This is a genomic window from Azospirillum endophyticum (genome assembly GCF_016595245.1).
GTDB classification, from domain to species: domain Bacteria; phylum Pseudomonadota; class Alphaproteobacteria; order Azospirillales; family Azospirillaceae; genus Azospirillum; species Azospirillum endophyticum.
This window is the reverse complement of record NZ_JAENHM010000046.1, coordinates 48803-65251: the sequence shown is the minus strand read 5'-3', so window position 1 is coordinate 65251 and position 16449 is coordinate 48803. Positions and strand designations below refer to the sequence as shown.

General features: G+C 66.5%; 16 protein-coding genes. 10 read left to right on the top strand and 6 right to left on the bottom strand.

Annotated features, from left to right (window positions below):
• The first annotated feature begins 13 nt into the window (after nucleotides 1-13).
• Both JHL17_RS15745 and JHL17_RS15740 read left to right on the top strand, forming a co-directional pair.
• A complete protein-coding gene (locus tag JHL17_RS15745; protein WP_200194481.1) occupies nucleotides 14-943 on the top strand; it encodes a LysR family transcriptional regulator in 930 nt (309 codons plus the stop codon).
• Between the two features lie 59 nt (nucleotides 944-1002).
• Nucleotides 1003-1836: an isocitrate lyase/PEP mutase family protein gene (locus JHL17_RS15740; protein ID WP_200194480.1), complete on the top strand. Its 834-nt coding sequence runs from the start codon at nucleotides 1003-1005 to the stop codon at nucleotides 1834-1836.
• 99 nt (nucleotides 1837-1935) lie between these two features.
• Here the strand turns inward: JHL17_RS15740 and JHL17_RS15735 are convergent, their stop codons facing one another.
• On the bottom strand, nucleotides 1936-4305 hold the full coding sequence (locus tag JHL17_RS15735; protein WP_200194479.1) for a cellulase family glycosylhydrolase: 2370 nt from the start codon (nucleotides 4303-4305) through the stop codon (nucleotides 1936-1938).
• A 603-nt stretch (nucleotides 4306-4908) separates the two neighbouring features.
• On the opposite strand from JHL17_RS15735, the gene JHL17_RS15730 reads away from it, so the two are divergent.
• The 3 genes from JHL17_RS15730 (at nucleotide 4909) to JHL17_RS15720 (ending at nucleotide 9181) form a co-directional block, all read left to right on the top strand.
• Nucleotides 4909-5181, top strand: a complete 273-nt coding sequence (locus JHL17_RS15730) for a hypothetical protein (protein ID WP_200194478.1) — start codon at nucleotides 4909-4911, stop codon at nucleotides 5179-5181.
• A 435-nt stretch (nucleotides 5182-5616) separates the two neighbouring features.
• On the top strand, nucleotides 5617-6720 hold the full coding sequence (locus JHL17_RS15725; protein ID WP_345773822.1) for a sensor histidine kinase: 1104 nt from the start codon (nucleotides 5617-5619) through the stop codon (nucleotides 6718-6720).
• Between the two features lie 13 nt (nucleotides 6721-6733).
• Entirely contained in the window at nucleotides 6734-9181 is a 2448-nt protein-coding gene (locus JHL17_RS15720) for a two-component system response regulator (protein ID WP_200194476.1), read from the top strand.
• 226 nt (nucleotides 9182-9407) lie between these two features.
• Here JHL17_RS15720 and JHL17_RS15715 read toward each other — a convergent pair whose 3' ends face one another.
• The 4 genes from JHL17_RS15715 to JHL17_RS15700 form a co-directional block, all read right to left on the bottom strand.
• Nucleotides 9408-10187, bottom strand: a complete 780-nt coding sequence (locus tag JHL17_RS15715; protein ID WP_282189316.1) for an amino acid ABC transporter ATP-binding protein — start codon at nucleotides 10185-10187, stop codon at nucleotides 9408-9410.
• Entirely contained in the window at nucleotides 10174-10824 is a 651-nt protein-coding gene (locus tag JHL17_RS15710; protein ID WP_200194475.1) for an ABC transporter permease subunit, read from the bottom strand. The genes JHL17_RS15715 and JHL17_RS15710 overlap by 14 nt, the downstream gene beginning before the upstream one ends.
• On the bottom strand, nucleotides 10817-11491 hold the full coding sequence (locus JHL17_RS15705) for an amino acid ABC transporter permease (RefSeq protein WP_200194474.1): 675 nt from the start codon (nucleotides 11489-11491) through the stop codon (nucleotides 10817-10819). Before JHL17_RS15705 ends, JHL17_RS15710 begins: the two co-directional genes overlap by 8 nt.
• Nucleotides 11492-11731: 240 nt before the next feature.
• On the bottom strand, nucleotides 11732-12535 hold the full coding sequence (locus JHL17_RS15700) for a transporter substrate-binding domain-containing protein (RefSeq protein ID WP_200194473.1): 804 nt from the start codon (nucleotides 12533-12535) through the stop codon (nucleotides 11732-11734).
• A gap of 209 nt (nucleotides 12536-12744) precedes the next feature.
• Here JHL17_RS15700 and JHL17_RS15695 point away from each other — a divergent pair, with 209 nt between their 5' ends.
• The 5 genes from JHL17_RS15695 to JHL17_RS15675 all read left to right on the top strand — a co-directional run bounded on the left by JHL17_RS15695 (nucleotide 12745) and on the right by JHL17_RS15675 (nucleotide 15763).
• A complete protein-coding gene (locus JHL17_RS15695) occupies nucleotides 12745-13668 on the top strand; it encodes a MurR/RpiR family transcriptional regulator (protein WP_200194472.1) in 924 nt (307 codons plus the stop codon).
• Between the two features lie 123 nt (nucleotides 13669-13791).
• Nucleotides 13792-14160, top strand: coding sequence for a hypothetical protein (locus JHL17_RS15690; RefSeq protein WP_200194470.1), 369 nt, complete (start codon nucleotides 13792-13794; stop codon nucleotides 14158-14160).
• Between the two features lie 147 nt (nucleotides 14161-14307).
• Nucleotides 14308-14727 carry a putative toxin-antitoxin system toxin component, PIN family gene (locus tag JHL17_RS15685; RefSeq protein ID WP_200194469.1) on the top strand — a complete coding sequence of 140 codons (420 nt, stop codon included), beginning with the start codon at nucleotides 14308-14310 and terminating at the stop codon, nucleotides 14725-14727.
• A complete protein-coding gene (locus JHL17_RS15680; RefSeq protein ID WP_200194468.1) occupies nucleotides 14728-14973 on the top strand; it encodes a toxin-antitoxin system HicB family antitoxin in 246 nt (81 codons plus the stop codon).
• A 76-nt stretch (nucleotides 14974-15049) separates the two neighbouring features.
• The gene (locus tag JHL17_RS15675; RefSeq protein ID WP_247893572.1) at nucleotides 15050-15763 is read left to right on the top strand and encodes a 2OG-Fe dioxygenase family protein; all 714 of its coding nucleotides are present in this window, start codon (nucleotides 15050-15052) and stop codon (nucleotides 15761-15763) included.
• Between the two features lie 10 nt (nucleotides 15764-15773).
• On the opposite strand, the gene gstA is transcribed toward JHL17_RS15675, so the two are convergent.
• Nucleotides 15774-16391, bottom strand: coding sequence for a glutathione transferase GstA (gene gstA, locus JHL17_RS15670; RefSeq protein ID WP_200194466.1), 618 nt, complete (start codon nucleotides 16389-16391; stop codon nucleotides 15774-15776).
• Between the last annotated feature and the right edge of the window lie 58 nt (nucleotides 16392-16449).

The following is a 16449-nucleotide window of genomic DNA, read 5'->3' as shown; positions in this document are numbered from 1 at the left end:
TTAAGATGCGGGGATGGAAACCCTCGCCAACCTGGAATCCTTCGTCCGCAGCGCCGAGACCGGCAGCTTCTCCGCCGCGGCGCGCCGTTTGGCCCTGACCCCGGCGGCGGTCAGCCGCAACGTCGCGATGCTGGAGCGCAACCTCGGGGTCCGGCTGTTCCACCGCTCGACGCGCAAGCTGACCCTGACCGAGGCCGGGGAGCGTTTCCTCTCGGCCATCGGCGGCACGCTCGACACCCTGCAGGCCGCCATCGCCGATGTCGCGACCGATGCGGAGCAGCCGGCCGGCGTGCTGAAGGTCAGCCTGCCGCCGACCTTCGGCGTCACCCATGTCCTGCCCCTGCTGCCCGGCTTCCTGGCCCGCCATCCGCTGATCCGGCCGGAATGGCATTTCGAGAACCGCCCGGTGGACCTGATCGCCGAAGGCTACGATGCGGCGATCGGCGGCGGCTTCGAGCTGGCGTCCGGCGTGGTGGCGCGCCCGCTGGCGCCGGCCCACATCGTCGCGGTGGCGTCGCCGGCCTACATGGCCGGACGGACGCCGCCGGTCGATCCGACCGGGCTGGCCGCGCTCCAGGGGATCGTCATGCGCTCGGTCCAGACCGGCCGGGTGCGCCAATGGACCATGCGCGACGTGGCGGGCGCCGAGCTGCCGGCGACGCTGCCGGAGAGCATCGTCGTCAACGATCCGGCCGCCATGCGCGAAGCGGCACTGCTCGGGCTGGGCGTCGCCCTGCTGGCGGTGCCCGACGTGCTGCCGCATCTCGAGCGCGGCAACCTGCTGCGCCTCGTGCCGCGCTGGTATGCGGACGCCGGCGCGATCTCGCTCTATTATGCGAGCCGCGCCCAGCTGCCGGCCAAGACCCGCGTCTTCGTCGACGCCCTGCTCGAGCTGTTCCGCCGCGAGCGTCTCGCCGAACGCTTCGCCGGCAGTCTGGGGTAGACGACCACCACCCGACGCGGCACCGGGATCGCGCCGCCGCTCCAAAGGGAAGACCCGTAATGACCGACCGCCACCCGGCCCGCGCCGCCTTCGCCGAGCTCCACAAGGACGGCTGCTTCGTCCTCCCCAACCCGTGGGACGTCGGCAGCGCCCTGATGCTGGCGCATCTCGGCTTCCGCGCGCTGGCCACCACTTCGGCGGGCTTCGCCTTCTCGCGCGGTCTACCCGACACCGATTGGGCGGTGCCCTGCGCCGACATGCTGTCCCACATCGCCGAGATCGTCGGGGCGACCGTCCTGCCGGTGAACGCCGATTTCGAATCCGGCTACGCCCACGACCTCGACGGACTGGCCCGCAACCTGCGGCTCTGCGCCGACACCGGCGTCGCCGGCCTGTCGGTGGAGGACGCCACCGGCGATCCGGCACGGCCGCTGTATGATTTCAATCAAGCCGTCGAGCGTATCGCCGCGGCGGCCGAGGCTCTGCGCGGCACCGGCGTCCTGCTGACCGCCCGCTGCGAGGCCGTGCTGGTCGACCATCCGGCCGCCGTCGAGGAGGTGCTGCGCCGGCTGCCGGCCTATGCCGCGGCGGGTGCCGACGTTCTCTACGCGCCGGGCCTGCGCACGCCGGAAACCATCCGGGCGGCGGTCGAGGCGGTGGCGCCCAAGCCGCTCAACCTGCTGGTCTCGGCGCCGATCGGCCTGACGGTGGAGGAGATCGCCAAGCTCGGCGTCCGGCGGATCAGCCTGGGCAGCGCGCTCAGCCGCGCCGCCTGGGGCGGCTTCCTGCGGGCGGCGCGGATGCTGGCCGACGAAGGCCGGTTCGACGCGCTGGCCGAGGCCGAGCCCTTCGACGCCCTCAACGGCTTCTTCCGGACGCAAAGCCGGACGTGAGGCCACAGCCGGGAGCCGGGCCGAAAACGCGACGGGGCCGGCCCGCGCCTTGCGACGCGGACCGGCCCCGGTTTGCAGCCCCCCGATCGGGAGAGCGTGTTACGCCGCGTGGTCGGTGATGTAGCCGGTGGCGGTGCCCAGGCTGGCGTTGTCGTGGGTCAGGTGCAGCAGGAAGTTCTCCGTGCCGTCGTTGACGTTGGTGCCGTTGATGTGGACGGAGACCGTCTTGGTGGTCTCGCCGGGCTGGAAGGTCAGGCTGCCATGGGCGGCGGTGTAGTCGCTGCCGGCCTTGGCGGTGCCGTCCGCGGTCGCATAGTCGATGGTGGTGGCGGTGGTGACCGCCTTGGCCAGTTGCACGGTGAAGACCGCCTCGTCGCTGCCCGGCACCGGACCGGAGGTGCCGGAATTGGCGGCGAGGCCCGCCTTGATGATGTTCATCTTGGTCGGATCGACGGTCTTGTAGTCGTTCTGCAGCAGGCCGCCGACGTCACCCGATTCCGGGGTCCAGGCCCAGTAGGTCCAGTTCATGCCCTGCTGGCCGGCGGCGAGATCGCTCTTGCCGTCCAGGTTCCAGTCGCCGTTCATGTACTTGATCAGCGTGCTGGCCCAGGTCTGCTCGGCGCCGCTCGTCATCTGGCCGCCGAACTCGCCGACCAGGATCGGGGCGATGTTGTTCTTGTAGATGTAGCCCCACATGCTGTCGTACTGGGCCGGCAGGTTGTCCGGATAGCTCGGGTCCGACAGCCAGCTGAACTGCCCGACGCTCTGGCCGTAGGCGTGCGGCGAATAGACCAGCTTGTTGGGCACGTCGAACTCGACGGGATGGTCCTTCACGCCGGCCAGCGTGCTGCTCCACTCCGTGCCCTCGACCAGCATCAGCCAGTCCTTGTTCACGGTCTGGATGGCGTTGCCGATGCGCTCGGCCGCCGCGGCCCAGTCGGTGGCCTGGTTGCCGTCACCCCAGGTGGCGCTGACGCTGGGCTCATTGTGCAGGTCGGCGCCGATCACCGCGTCGTTGCCGGCATAATGCTTGGCCAGCATCTTCCAGTCTTCGATGACCTTCGATTCCGGGTTCTTGTCGGTGTACCACAGCCCGTGCTCGTTAGTGCCGGCGCCGCCGTCGTTGCGGTGGTGGTCGAGGATCACCTTGATGCCGCTCTTGCCGGCATAGTCGATGACCTTGTCATAGACTTCCAGCCGGGTCAGGCCCTTCAGGTCCGGGTTCTTCGAATAGTCGATGCCGTTGGTGACCGCGGTGCTGTCGAACATGTCGTCGGCCCAGGTCAGGCGGATGACGTTGAAGCCCAGGTCCTTCATGCTGTCGATGTGGTGCTGGTAGCTGTCGGCCCACAGACCCGACGGCACGTAGTTGTAGCCCTCGCCGCCGAACCAGTTCACGCCGGTCAGCCGGACGTTGTTGCCGCTCTCGTCGACGATCTGGTTGCCGTTGGTGTGCAGGAAGCCGTTGATCGCGCCGCTGCTCTGCACCATGCCCGGATCGGCCACCGTGACGTTGCCGACCTTCAGCGACAGCGAGGTATCGCCCGTGCCGGGATTGGCGGCGGAACCGCCCGTGGAACCGCCCGTGGTGCCGCCCTTGCCGGGATCGGTGGAACCGCCTGCCGAACCCGTGGAAGCGGCGAAGTGGCCGGCGTCCAGCTTGGCGGTCAGCGTGGCGTCCCAATAGAGGTCGGTGGTCGCGCCGAGGTCGGCACCGTCGGCGGTGCGCTGGACCGACATGGCGGCGTCGGTCGCCGCCACGGTCTTGCCGTCGATGCCGACGCTGTGGACGTACAGGTTGCGGTCGGCACCGTCGACGACGGCGTCGTTGTCGTACTTGACCTCGACCGAATGGGCGGTGCCCTGCGCCAGATCGGCGGTGAACTTGAAGTCCTTGGCGTCGGGGCTGGTGGCCGTGCCTTCGCCGATTTCCTTGCCGTCGACCAGCACGGTGAAGTGCGCGCCTTCGCCGCCCGCCGCGTTGCCGGCGGCGTTCACGGTGATGACGTTCTGCGCGGTGCCGGCGGCGGGAGCGGCCGGAGCGGCGGGGGCCGCCGGGGCGGCGGCCTGGGCGCCGGCATAATAGGTCGCGGGGGTGCTGAAGGTCAGCGCGCCATCCCACCACATGGCTTCCTGGCCGGCCTGGGTCGGCGCCGGGGCGGCATCGTCATGGCGTTCATAGATGGCGTCGGTCGGCTTCAGCGTGTGGCCGTTGACCTCGATCGACTGGACGTAAAGGTCGCGATAGGCACTGTTCGCCGTGTCGTTGTCGTAGACGACCTGGATCTTGTGCGCCGTGTTCGCCGCGAGATCGGCGGTGAAGCTGTATGCCGTCGACGAGGCCGCAGCCGCATCGGCCGTTCCGACCTCCTGACCATCCACCAGCAGCTTGAAATTCGGCGCGACGCTGTCCTGGGATTGGCCGTAGGCGTTGACGACGATCTTGCTCGGCGTGGTGGTCGTGCTCATGCCTTTAATCCTATGTCCGTTTCGTTGAAGCCATGCTGGGGCTTCAATGGTTAACGAAACCTTTCCAAATCCGGTTAAGTTTTCTCGAACCTTGTGGCAAATTTGGCCCAGCCTGTCATGAGGTCGGTCAAGGGGGCAGGGTCAGATCAGCAAACTATATCCCATTCTGGTCACAGGATTTACGATCCATCCACCAGTCTTATTTTCCAATCCCCAATATATACTTTGGCACCTAATATCAGTCTGAGATGATCTCAAAAGACATAGAGGCAGCCTTACCCTGACCAACCCATTATCACGCATCATTCTTTCAAAAATACCGCGAGATACTGCCCTATATGTGCCGATTATATTTACGACTTCGGGTACACGATTGGTAGATGTCCGGTGCACGGAGTTACAGCCTAAGGGGTAGCCCAATTTCGAAAGAAGCCTTTTTCGTCCGCAAAAAAGTTAATATTCGTGAGCAAGAGACGGCGAAAAATGGCGGCGTTAAGAAATCTGTTATTTGAATATATTCCTTTAATGCCCGAAGCGATCGAGTGACGATCGTCACTTCCCCGCCGCCAGCCCGGCCTCATGTATGAGGGGATCGAGTGTCGGGTGGGGAGCGACCGGGGCGCGTGCCGGCTTTCTAAAGAGCATCAAGTCGGCCGTCTCACCGACGCCGCGGCGTCCAAGGCGGAGATCGAGCAGATCGGCCGGGCCATCGCCGCCAAATACCGCGGCGGCGTCTCCGCCGCCCCGATCAAGAGCGACGAGCGCGTGTCCGAGAAGGTCGGCACCGACTATGACGGCGACTGGCATTCCATCAAGGATCTGGCGCGCATGACCATCATCGTGCCGACCCTGGCCGCTCGGTCCTGGCCGATCTGAAAACGCCTTCACCGCCTCGCAAAGGGGGCGGCCTGATCCAGCGCGGCGCCGCGGAAAAGCTCTGCTCGGAGCCCTCGTCGAAGCCTTCGTCACGTGACCGACGACCCAACCCCCCGGAACCCAACAAGAACCTTTCCGATTTCATGGCCTTGGCAAGGGCAGATCAAGGAATGGACGGCCCCGCGCCCCGATCCTCAACACGACAGCAGGGGGAATGGACCAAGTTCATCGGCCTTGGCGAGCAACCCTGATGGACAACCAGAAGGAACCACTCTACCGTAGGCTTTCACTCACGGAAAATTCCTTATGTTTTCTGTGGGTGTAGGGCCGCTGTATTGTTTCAGCGTCGAAATCTGCGGCCTACCATTGGATGTATGCCGTTGTCCCCGGCGTTCGGAACGCCGCGGGTCGGTCTGGCGGTATGGCACGGGTTCCGTGGAGCGTTTCTGGACGGCATCGGAGGACGACACCATGCTGGAGGACAGCCCGCTTTCCGAGGAAGCGAAACGGCAAGCCGTGGAACACGCGCTGCGCAAGAGCGAGGAGCGTTTCCGGCTGGTCGTGGAATCGGCGCCCAACGCGATGGTGATGGTGAACAGCCGGGGGATGATCGAAATGATCAATGCCCAGACCGAGCGCGTCTTCGGCTACACGCGCGGCGAATTGCTGGGGCAGCCGGTGGAGATCCTCGTTCCCACCCGCTTCGCCGGGCATCATCCGGGGATGCGGGTCCAGTTCTTCGCCAACCCGCAGTCGCGGCCGATGGGAGCCGGGCGGGATCTCTACGGATTGCGCAAGGACGGCAGCGAGTTTCCGGTGGAGATCGGCCTCAACCCGATCGAAACCGAAGAGGGTACGATGGTCCTGTCGGCGATCGTCGACATCTCCGACCGCAAGCAGAAGGAAGAGAAAATCCAGCAGGCGCTGAAGGAGAAGGACATCCTTCTCGCCGAAATCCATCATCGGGTGAAGAACAACCTTCAGATCATCGGCAGTCTGCTCGACCTGCAATCGTCGCGCATCGTGGACAGGCAGGTTCTCGACATGCTGCGCGACAGCCAATCGCGCATCCGTTCGATGGCCCTGATCCATCAGACCTTGTACCAGTCCAAGGATTTCGCGCGGGTCGATTTCGCCAATTTCCTCGACGCGCTGGCACCCACCCTGATCGCCTCCTATGGGGTGGATCCGGCGCGGATCACCTTGTCTCTCGACACGGTCGGGGTTCAACTGCCCATCAACACGGCCATTCCCTGCGGCCTGATCATGAACGAACTGATTTCGAACGCCCTGAAGCACGGCTTCCCGGACGGCCGCCGGGGCGCGATCACCATCCGGCTGTCCAGGGACAGGCCCTCGGAGGTTTCCCTTCGGGTCAGCGACGACGGCATCGGCCTGCCTCCCGCGCTGGACGCCGCGAAGACCGAAACCCTTGGGCTTCAACTCGTCAATTTGCTGACGCAGCAGCTTGGCGGTGCGCTGACGATCCAGCCCGGCCACCCGACCAGCTTCCTGCTGCGGTTTCCATCGGACGAATGAGTGGAGACGGTCGATGTCGAAGGCCAGAATTCTGGTGGTCGAGGACGAGCGCATCGTCGCGCTTCATTTGCAGCAGCGTCTGAAGCTGCTGGGCTATGACGTGACCACCCCGGCGGCGTCCGGCGCGCAGGCGCTGGTCTCCGTCCGCGACGAGCGGCCCGACCTCGTCCTCATGGACATCCACATCGAAGGGCCGATGGACGGCATCGACACCGCCCGGGAAATCTCCAGGACGTCCGACACGCCGGTCATCTACCTGACCGCCTATTCCGAACAGGCGACGCTGGAGCGCGCCCGCGCCACCAGACCCTATGGCTATCTCATCAAACCCTTCAGCGAACGGGAGCTGCACGCAACCATCCAGATGGCGCTGGAACGCCGCGACGCCGACCTGGTCGTCCGGCAAAGCGAGGAGCGGCTGCTGCTGGCCCTGGAGGCCGCCGATATGGCGTCTTGGGAACTGGACGCGACCACGAAATCCGTTCTGCACGTCGGCAACTCCCATCGCTTCTTCGGCCATCCGCAGGAGGTTCTGGCCGGGGCGTGGGACGGTTTCCTGGCGCGGGTACACGACGAGGACCGGCATCAGGTCGATCGGGTGTTCAGCCACACCTCCGATCACGGCGGCCTGTGTTCGACCGAATTCCGCAGCGTCCATCCCGACGGGACGCTTCACTGGCTGAAGATCCAGGGGAAACTCTTCACCGGCAACGTCGACAGGAAAAGCCGCATCATCGGCGTCATTCAGGATATCACGGAAAGGCGAAGGACCGAGGTCCAGCTTCAGCAGGCGGCCATGGTCTTCGAATCGGCCCAGGAAGGCATCCTGATCCTGGACAGGGCGTTCGACGTCATCAATTTCAACCGTGGATACTGCACGATCAGCGGTTGTCAGGACGACGAGATCATCGGAAAGTTCCCTCACATCCTGGACACGTCGCTTGGTACGCCCGTCGACCGGCGCAGCATGATGACGACCCTGGCCGCGGCCGGGCGGTGGCACGGCGAGATTCTCGGCCGCCGCCGGGATGATTCCCTGCTGCCGGTGCTGGTGAACATCGCGTCGGTCTGCGATGCCAAAGGCGACGTCACCCACTATGTCGCGCTGTTTTCGGACATGACGGCCATCCGGCAGGCCCAGGAACAATTCCAGCATTTGGCACATTACGACCCGCTCACCGACCTGCCCAACCGCCTGCTGGCGATGGACCGCCTGCAACAGGCCATGAACGCCGCCCAGCGCCGCAACGGGACGGTGGCGCTTCTCTTCATCGATCTCGACCATTTCAAGCGGATCAACGACACGTTGGGACACAGCGTCGGCGACGAGCTGCTGCGGACCGTGGCCAAGCGCATGCGTCTGGCCGTCCGCCAGGAGGACACCGTCGCGCGATTGGGCGGCGACGAATTCATGGTGATCGTCGACCGGGTCGAGCAGCCGGTCTGCGTGGCCGAACTCTCCAACCGCATCATCGCGCGGATTTGCGAGCCTATCGCCTTGGCCGGGATCGAGTTCACGGTGTCCGCCAGCGTCGGAATCAGCCTGTTTCCCGACGATGGCCTGACGCAGGACGACCTGATCCGCGCCGCCGACACCGCCATGTACGTGGCCAAGGATGACGGGCGCAACCGCTTCGCCTTCTACACCAAGGAGATGACCCGGAAAGCCACCCTCTACATGGAGCGCGACCGCGACCTGAGGCGCGGTTTCGACATGGGGGAGCTGGTCCTGCATTACCAGCCGCAGATCGAGATGGCGAGCGGCGCGGTCCTGGGCGTCGAGGCGCTGATCCGCTGGCAGCACCCGACCGCCGGCCTGTTGGGACCCGACGCAGTGATTCCCATCGCGGAGAAGAGCGGCCTCATCGTTCCCATCGGCGAATGGGTCCTGCGCGAGGCCTGCGCGCAGGCCTGCGCGTGGCGGCGGGCCGGACTTCCCCCGTTGCAGATGGCGGTCAACGTCTCGGCGCGGCAGATGAACCCGGACCGTCTGCCGCAGTTCCTGAAGACTCTTCTCGATGAAACCGGTCTGCCCGCCGAGCGGCTGGAGATCGAAATCACGGAAAGCACCTTGCAGAACGAGGACGATTGCCTCGCCACTTTGCTCCAGCTCAAGCGGCTCGGTCTGATGGTGGCCATCGACGATTTCGGAACCGGCTACTCCTGCATGGGGTCGCTGAAGAGCCTGCCGATCGACCGGCTGAAGATCGACCGCAGCTTCATTCGCGACATTCCCGAGGACCGCGACAGCGAAGCGATCACCGAGGCGATCATCGCCATGGCACACCGCCTGAACCGCACGGTGATAGCAGAAGGGGTGGAAACGCTGGCGCAGCAGGACTTCCTGCGGTCCCGCGGCTGCCGGGAAGGGCAGGGGTATCTCTATGCCCGGCCCATGGCCGCCACCGCCGTCGCCGCCTTGCTGGCGGAGCGGTTCGGCCTCGCGCCCGACCTGTCCTGACGGCGGCCGCGCCAGCGGGGCAGCCGGCTGTTGCGCCGACGGCTGGGGGTGGAGCACTTCGCATCGTCGATCAAAGTCGTCAGGTTCACCAGGGTCGGCCAGGGCAGGGCAGGTCTCAGTGATGCCGGCGATCTACTCTGACAAGCTTCGTCACTGATCCCCAACCACCCCCGCGGCCGCCTGGAGCCTGCGCAAGGCTGAAAAAGGGAAAAGCGGGGAGCGCCGTTCAGCGAGCCTCCACCATGCCGATGAACTGCGCCAGTTCCGGCGTCGCCGGCCGGTCGAACAGCTCGGCCGGCGGTCCCTGTTCGGCGATGCGGCCGCCATGCATGAAGACCAGCCGGTCGCAGACCTCGCGGGCGAAGCGCATCTCGTGCGTCACCAGGATCAGCGTCATGCCCTCTTCCGCCAGCCGGCGGACCACCCCCAGCACCTCGGCGACCAGCTCGGGGTCGAGGGCGGAGGTGATCTCGTCGCACAGCAGAACCTTGGGCGCCATCGCCAGCGACCGCGCGATGGCGACGCGCTGCTGCTGGCCGCCCGACAGCTGCGACGGGTAGGCGTCGAACTTGTGGCCCAGCCCGACCTTGGCCAGCGCCGCTTCCGCCGCGGCCCGGGTGGCCGCCTTGTCCTGCTTCTTCACCACCTTCAGCGCCAGCATGACGTTCTCGCCGGCGCTCAGATGGGGGAACAGGTTGAACTGCTGGAACACCATGCCGACCTTCTGGCGCAGCGCCCGCAGGTCGATCTGGCCGGGATCGACGCATTCGCCGTCCACCTCGATGACGCCGCCGTCGATGCGCTCCAGCCCGTTGATGCTGCGCAGCAGCGTGCTCTTGCCCGAGCCGCTGCGGCCGATCATGGCGACGACCTGCCCCTCCTCCACCGCCATGTCGACGCCCTTCAGCACTTCCACCGGCCCGAAGGATTTGCGGATGCCGGACAGCTTCACCAGGGGTCTGCCGGTGGCGATCCTGCCGGCGGCGGACGTGTTAACGGGCGACATTGAGCTTCCTTTCCAGCGCCTTGGCCGATAGCGACAGCGGGTAGCACAGGGCGAAATAGATCAGCCCGACCAGCCCGTAGACCAGGAAGGGCTGGAAGGTGGCGTTGGTGATCATGGTTCCGGCCTTCGTCACCTCGACGAAGCCGATGATGGAGGTCACCGCCGTGCCCTTCACCACCTGCACCGAGAATCCGACGGTCGGCGGCACGGCGATGCGCAGGGCCTGCGGCAGGATGACGTGGCGCATCTGCTCGGGAAACGTCATGGCGAGGCTGGCCGAGGCTTCCCATTGGCCCTTCGGCACCGCCTCGACGCAGCCGCGCCAGATCTCGGCGAGATAGGCGGCGGTGAACAGCGTCAGCCCGACGGCGGCCGAGGTCCAGGCCGAGGTCTCGATGCCGATCAGCGGCAATGCAAAGAAGACGATGAACAGCTGCATCAGCAGCGGCGTGCCCTGGAAGACCTCGATGAACAGCCGGGCCGCGACGCGCAGCGGCGGCACCGGCGATACCCGGGCGACCAGCAGCAGCAGCCCGGCGATCCCGCCGGAAACGAAGGCGATCAGCGACAGCAGCACCGTCCAGCGCGCCGCCAGCAGCAGGTTGGACAGGATGTCCCACAGCGTGAAATCAAGCACGCGCCACCCCCTTTGCGAACATCCGCCGGCCGATCAGGCTGAAAGCCCAGCGCAAGGCCACCGCCAGCGCCAGATACAGCGCGGTCGCCAGGAAATAGGCCTCGAAGGGCCGGAAGTTGCGGGACTGGATGAAGTTGGCGGCGAAGCTCAGCTCCTCCGCCGCAATCTGCGAGCAGACCGACGAGCCCAGCATGACGATGACGATCTGGCTGGTCAGCGCCGGCCAGATCTTGCCCAGCGCCGGCCCCAGCACGACGTAGCGGAAGATCTGCGGCCCGGTCATGCCCAGGCTGGCCCCGGCCTCGATCTGGCCCTTCGGCGTCGCCTCGATGCCGGCACGGATGATCTCGGTCGAATAGGCGCCGAGATTGATCACCATCGCCAGCACCGCCGCCTGCCATTCCGCCAGCCGGATGCCGAGCGAGGGCAGACCGAAGAAGATGAAGAACAGCTGCACCAGGAAGGGCGTGTTGCGGATCAGCTCGACATAGGCACCGACGACGATCGCCAGCGGCTTGACGGTCGAGGTCCGCGCTGCCGCCCCGCCGATGCCGAGCGCCACCCCCAGCACCGTGCTGACCGCGGTCAGCCCGACGGTCGTCGCCACACCGTCCACCAGCACGGGCGTGTAGTCCAGCAGGGACGAGAAATCGAAACTGTAGGCCATTGTTGTGGTGTCCGTCGGTGGGTGCATGCCGGAAGGATCCCCTCTCCCCCCCGGGGAGAGGGTTAGGGTGAGGGGGACGCATAACGAGGTTCTTCAAGCATCCCGCNGGGGACGCATAACGAGGTTCTTCAAGCATCCCGCGCTTGCCGCTCCCCAACAAATCCACGCTGTGCGTCCCCCTCACCCCGACCCTCTCCCCGGGGGGGAGAGGGGGGATCCCTGGGAGAGGACAGCCTTACGTCACAGATCCTTGGGCAGCGGCGCGTGCAGCCACTTCTTGGAGATGCCGTCCAGCGAGCCGTCGTCCTTCGCCTTGGCGATGATGGCGTTGACCTTCTCCAGCAGCGGCCCCTCGTTCTTGTTCAGCCCGACGAAGCAGGGGGAGTTCTTGATCAGGAACTTCATGTTCGGCAGGCGCGGCGGCTTGCGCTCGAAGATGGCGGCGGCCACCACGTTGCCGGTGGCGACCAGCTGTACCTGCCCCGACAGGAAGGCCGAGATGGTGCCGTTGTTGTCCTCGTAGCGGCGGACGGTGACCTTGTCCGACACGATCTTCGACAGCTCGATGTCCTCGACCGAGCCGCGGGTGACGCCGACGGTCTTGCCTTCCAGATCCTCCACCTTCTCGGCCTTGATGTCGTCGGGACCGAAGACGCCGTTGAAGAAGGGGGCATAGGCGGTGGAGAAGTCGATGACCTTCTCGCGTTCGGCGTTCTTGCCCAGGCTGGAGATGACGAGATCGACCTTGCCGGTGGTCAGGTAGGGGATGCGGTTGGTGCTGGTCACCGGCACCAGCTCCACCTTGGCGCCCATCTCCTTGGCGATCAGGGTGGCGGCGTCGATGTCGTAGCCGACCGGCTTCAGGTCGGTGCCGACCGAGCCGAAGGGCGGGAAGTCCTGCGGAACGGCGACGCGCAGCACCTTCTCCTTGGCGATGCGCTCCAGCGCGTCGGCTTTTGCATGTGTCGGGGCGGTGGAAACGAGACCACCGGCCAGAACCGCCGTGGCAAGGCCGAGAGCACCCAGAATCTTCGCGAACCGCATGGCACCTGATCTCCAAACCGAAGGACGATGAGCCTCCCTTTTCAAACCCTGTGCCACTTTCGCCCTATGAATTCCGGTGCAGTCCAAAGGGCAGGAATGTTACGATTATCCCGACCCATGGAGGTCATGTTACGAATGTAACGGCGCATCATCCTCACCGCCCAAGTCGATTTTTTACGCAAATGCCGATGTTGCGAGGCGATCCGCCCATGAAACAGGCAAACCAGCCGCTTGCCCACGCTGCTTCCCGCCCATCCTCCGCCGACGCCGCGGAGCCGTCCCTGACCGCCCGCATCCGCGACCGCTACGGCGAACTCACCCCCACGGAGCGGCAACTCGCCGACGTCATCCTCGCCTGCCCGGGCGAGCTGTCGGGCTATTCGGCGACCGAGCTGGCCGGCCGGGCCGGCGTATCGAAGATGACGGTGTCGCGGCTGGTCCGCCGGCTCGGCTATGCCGGCTTCGAGGAGGCTCGTCTCGCCGCCCGGCGCGGCGGCGACTGGGGCTCGCCCCTGTTCCTGCTGCCCCCCGGCCCCCCTCCCGACGGTCCGGCCACCGCATCCGACGGCGGCCCGGCGCCGCTGGACGCCCATTTCCAGCGCAGCGCGGAGGCCCTCGCCGCCACCGCGCGCCAGACCGACCCGGCGCTGCTGTCCCAGGCGGCCCGGGCGCTCGCCGACGCCCGCCGGGTCTGGGTCTGCGGTGCCCGCAACAGTGCCTTCCTGGCCGGCTATGCCCGCTGGCAGTTCATCCAGGTGCGCGGCGAGGTCCACCATCTGGCGGCGGTGGGCGAGACGATGGCGGAGACGCTGGCCGATCTCGGCCCCGGCGACCTGCTGGTCCTGGTCGGCATCCGCCGCCGCCCGCCGGCCATCGTCCGGCTGCTGCATGCGGTGCGGGAGCGAGCCATCCCGACCATCCTGATCGCCGACAGCCATTCGGCGCTGGAAGGCCCGGCGCCGCCCCTGACCTTCCGCTGCGAGACGCGCAGCCTCGCAGCCCTCGACACCCATGTCGCGGCGATGGCGGTGATCCACGCGCTCGCCGCCGAGTTGATCCCGCTGACCGGCGAGGCCGGCCGCGCCCGCATCCGCGCCATCGAGGATCTGCACGACCGGCTGGGAGAGCTGTAGGCCTCCCGCCCCTTGCGTCCGTTATGACCGATCCGGGGCCGGAAGCCGACACCGGTTTGGACTGGGGACTTCGCGTTCGGATATCGATATGCCGGACCGTGATCCACGATCGGGAGCATGTCGATGGCTTGGTTGCGCTGGGACCGCGGCCGCCAGGAGAATGGCGGCAAGGACTATTTCAAGATGCTGCTGGCCCGCTCGGCGCGGCTGCGCTTCGATTGCTACCTGCTGCGTTACCCGGCGACCAGCGGCCTGGACGAGCATGTCGACCCGGCGCCGGACGGCTTCGAACATCACCGCGTCAACATCATCCTGCGGCAGCCGGCGGCGGGCGGCGTCTTCCTGTGCGACGGTGCGATCGTCGACACCCCCCGCATCAAGTATTTCCGCCCCGACATCCATCCGCACGGCGTGACCGAGGGGGTTGGCGAGCGGCTGGTCCTGTCCTTCGGCTGGCTGCGGAAAGCGCGACGTCCTGCCGGAAGGCGGTGATCGGCCGGCCGGTGCCGGAAGGCCGCCACAAGCCGGTGATGGACTTGGCGCGGGGACTGCGTGTCCGGAAAAGAGCGGCCTGAATTCTGACATCATATGCGATGTCATGAGCTTGCCGGATGCGATGATGTCGCATACGATACCGGCATGCTTAAGATCGTGATGGATACCGACGTTCTGTTCGCCGCGTTCCACAGTCGTTCGGGAGCATCACGACGATTGCTGCTGGAACTGCTGGATGGAAAGCTGACTCTGCTGCTGTCTCCGACGCTGATGGTCGAGTACGAGACGGTGCTGACCCGTCCAAGGAACTTGGATCTATTCGGCATCGGCATTGCCGACGTGCTATCCGTCCTCGACGAACTGGCGGGACTATGCGTGCCCGTGGCGTTCGACTACCGCTGGCGACCGGTGGCGAACGATCCGGATGACGATCATGTTCTCGAAACCGCGATCAACGGCGGTGCCGATGCGATCGCGAGCTTCAACCTGACCGACCTCGCTGCCGGCGCCCGCCCGTTCGGGATCGCCGTCGAACGGCCGGTGGACATACTCAGGAGACTATGAATGGCGAGCTTTCCCTTGCGCATGCCCGACGACTTGAAGGACGAAGCGGCCCGGCTCGCCGAAGCTGCCGGCGTCAGCCTCAACCAATATGTCGTCGCGGCCTTGGCGTCGCGTGTCGGTGCCCAGGCCGAGGCGACACGGTATTTTGCCGCCAGGGCGGCCCGGGCGGCCCCCGGACGTGCCAGGGAGATCCTGAACCGGTCCGGCGCTGGAAATGCCCCCCGCGACGATGACCGCCTTGAGTGACAGTTCGGAAAGCGACGGTTCGGGAAAGGAGCGTCCAATGTCCTGGAGCAGGTCGCCGTCCTCGGCCTTTGATGCAATGACGACGACGCTTAGCGACGCCGTGGCGGCGGACGGCTTCTCCTTCGTCGAGGCCGCCACCATGCAGGCCCTGCTCGACGCGGCCGGCCTGCGGGATTGGCAGGGGTTCGCCGCCAGCTGGGGCGATCTGGGCCTGGACAGCTACATGGCGGACGGCGGGCGCTACCGGCGCCGGCGCCATGCCGCCTTCGCGCTGTCCGCCGCGGGGATCCGGCGCAAGCCGCACCAGCCCCATTACCAGAGCCGGGACTACAACCCCTTGAACGGCGGCCTCGAACGCTGGTTCGAGCCGATCACCGAGGCGATCGCGGCCCATCCCGCCCTGGAGGCGGTGCTGAAGACCTGTTTCGCGCTGTTCGATCCGCTCACGCCCGACGGCACCAGGCCGGAGGTCTGGCACACGGAGGTCCACCAGTTCCGGGTCGAAGCCCGCGCCGGCGAGACCGGACGCCCCACCCCGGAAGGGATGCATCGTGACGGCGTGGACTGGGTCCTGGTGATGCTGGTCCGGCGCGAGAACGTCTCCAGCGGCACGACGAGCATCCATGATCTCGCCGGCCGGCCGCTGGGCAGCTTCACCCTGCGCCACCCGCTGGAATCGGCGGTGGTGGACGATGCCCGGGTGTTTCACGGCGTGACGCCGGTCGAGCCCGTCGATCCGGCGCAGCCGGCGTTCCGCGACGTGCTGGTGGTGACGATGCGGCGCGCCTGACGGCGCACCCTTACGCCACAGCCGGAACCGCGGCCTCCCGGGCCAGCGCCGCAGCCACGGAAGGCCGCGCCGCGATCCCCCGGACATAGGCGGCGATGGCGGGCCAGCGGGCAAGCTCGATGCCGAATCCCGGCATCCAGCCGAGCACGGCGAACAGAGAGGCGTCCGCCACCGTGAAGCCTTCGCCCATCAGGTACGGCGTCCTCGCCAGCGCCGCCTCGATCCAGTCGAAGCGCCGGAACAGCCGGCTCTTGAACCGCTCCCGCACCGCGTCCGGCAGATCCTTGTCGAACAACGGGGCCGAACCCGCATGGATCTCGCTGCCGACGACGCTGAGCCATTCCTGCAGGCGCACCCGCTCCAGCGTGCCGTTCGGCGGCGCCAGTCCCGCCTCCGGCTTCAGATCGGCGAGATACTGGACCAGCGCCGGGCCTTCCGTCAGCACCTCGCCGGTGTCGAGCCGCAGCGCCGCGACATAGCCCTTGGGATTGACGGCGAGGAAATCGCCGCCATCCGACAGGCGTTTGCTGCGGTTGTCCACCCGCACCAGCCCATAGGGCAGCCCCAGCTCCTGCAGGACGATGTGGGGCGAGAGGGAACAGGTGCCGGGTGCGAAATAGAGCTTCATCGGACGGTCTCCGCCGCTGGGAATGTCGCGGCGGAGAATGGCGGATCGCCGGAAAGAA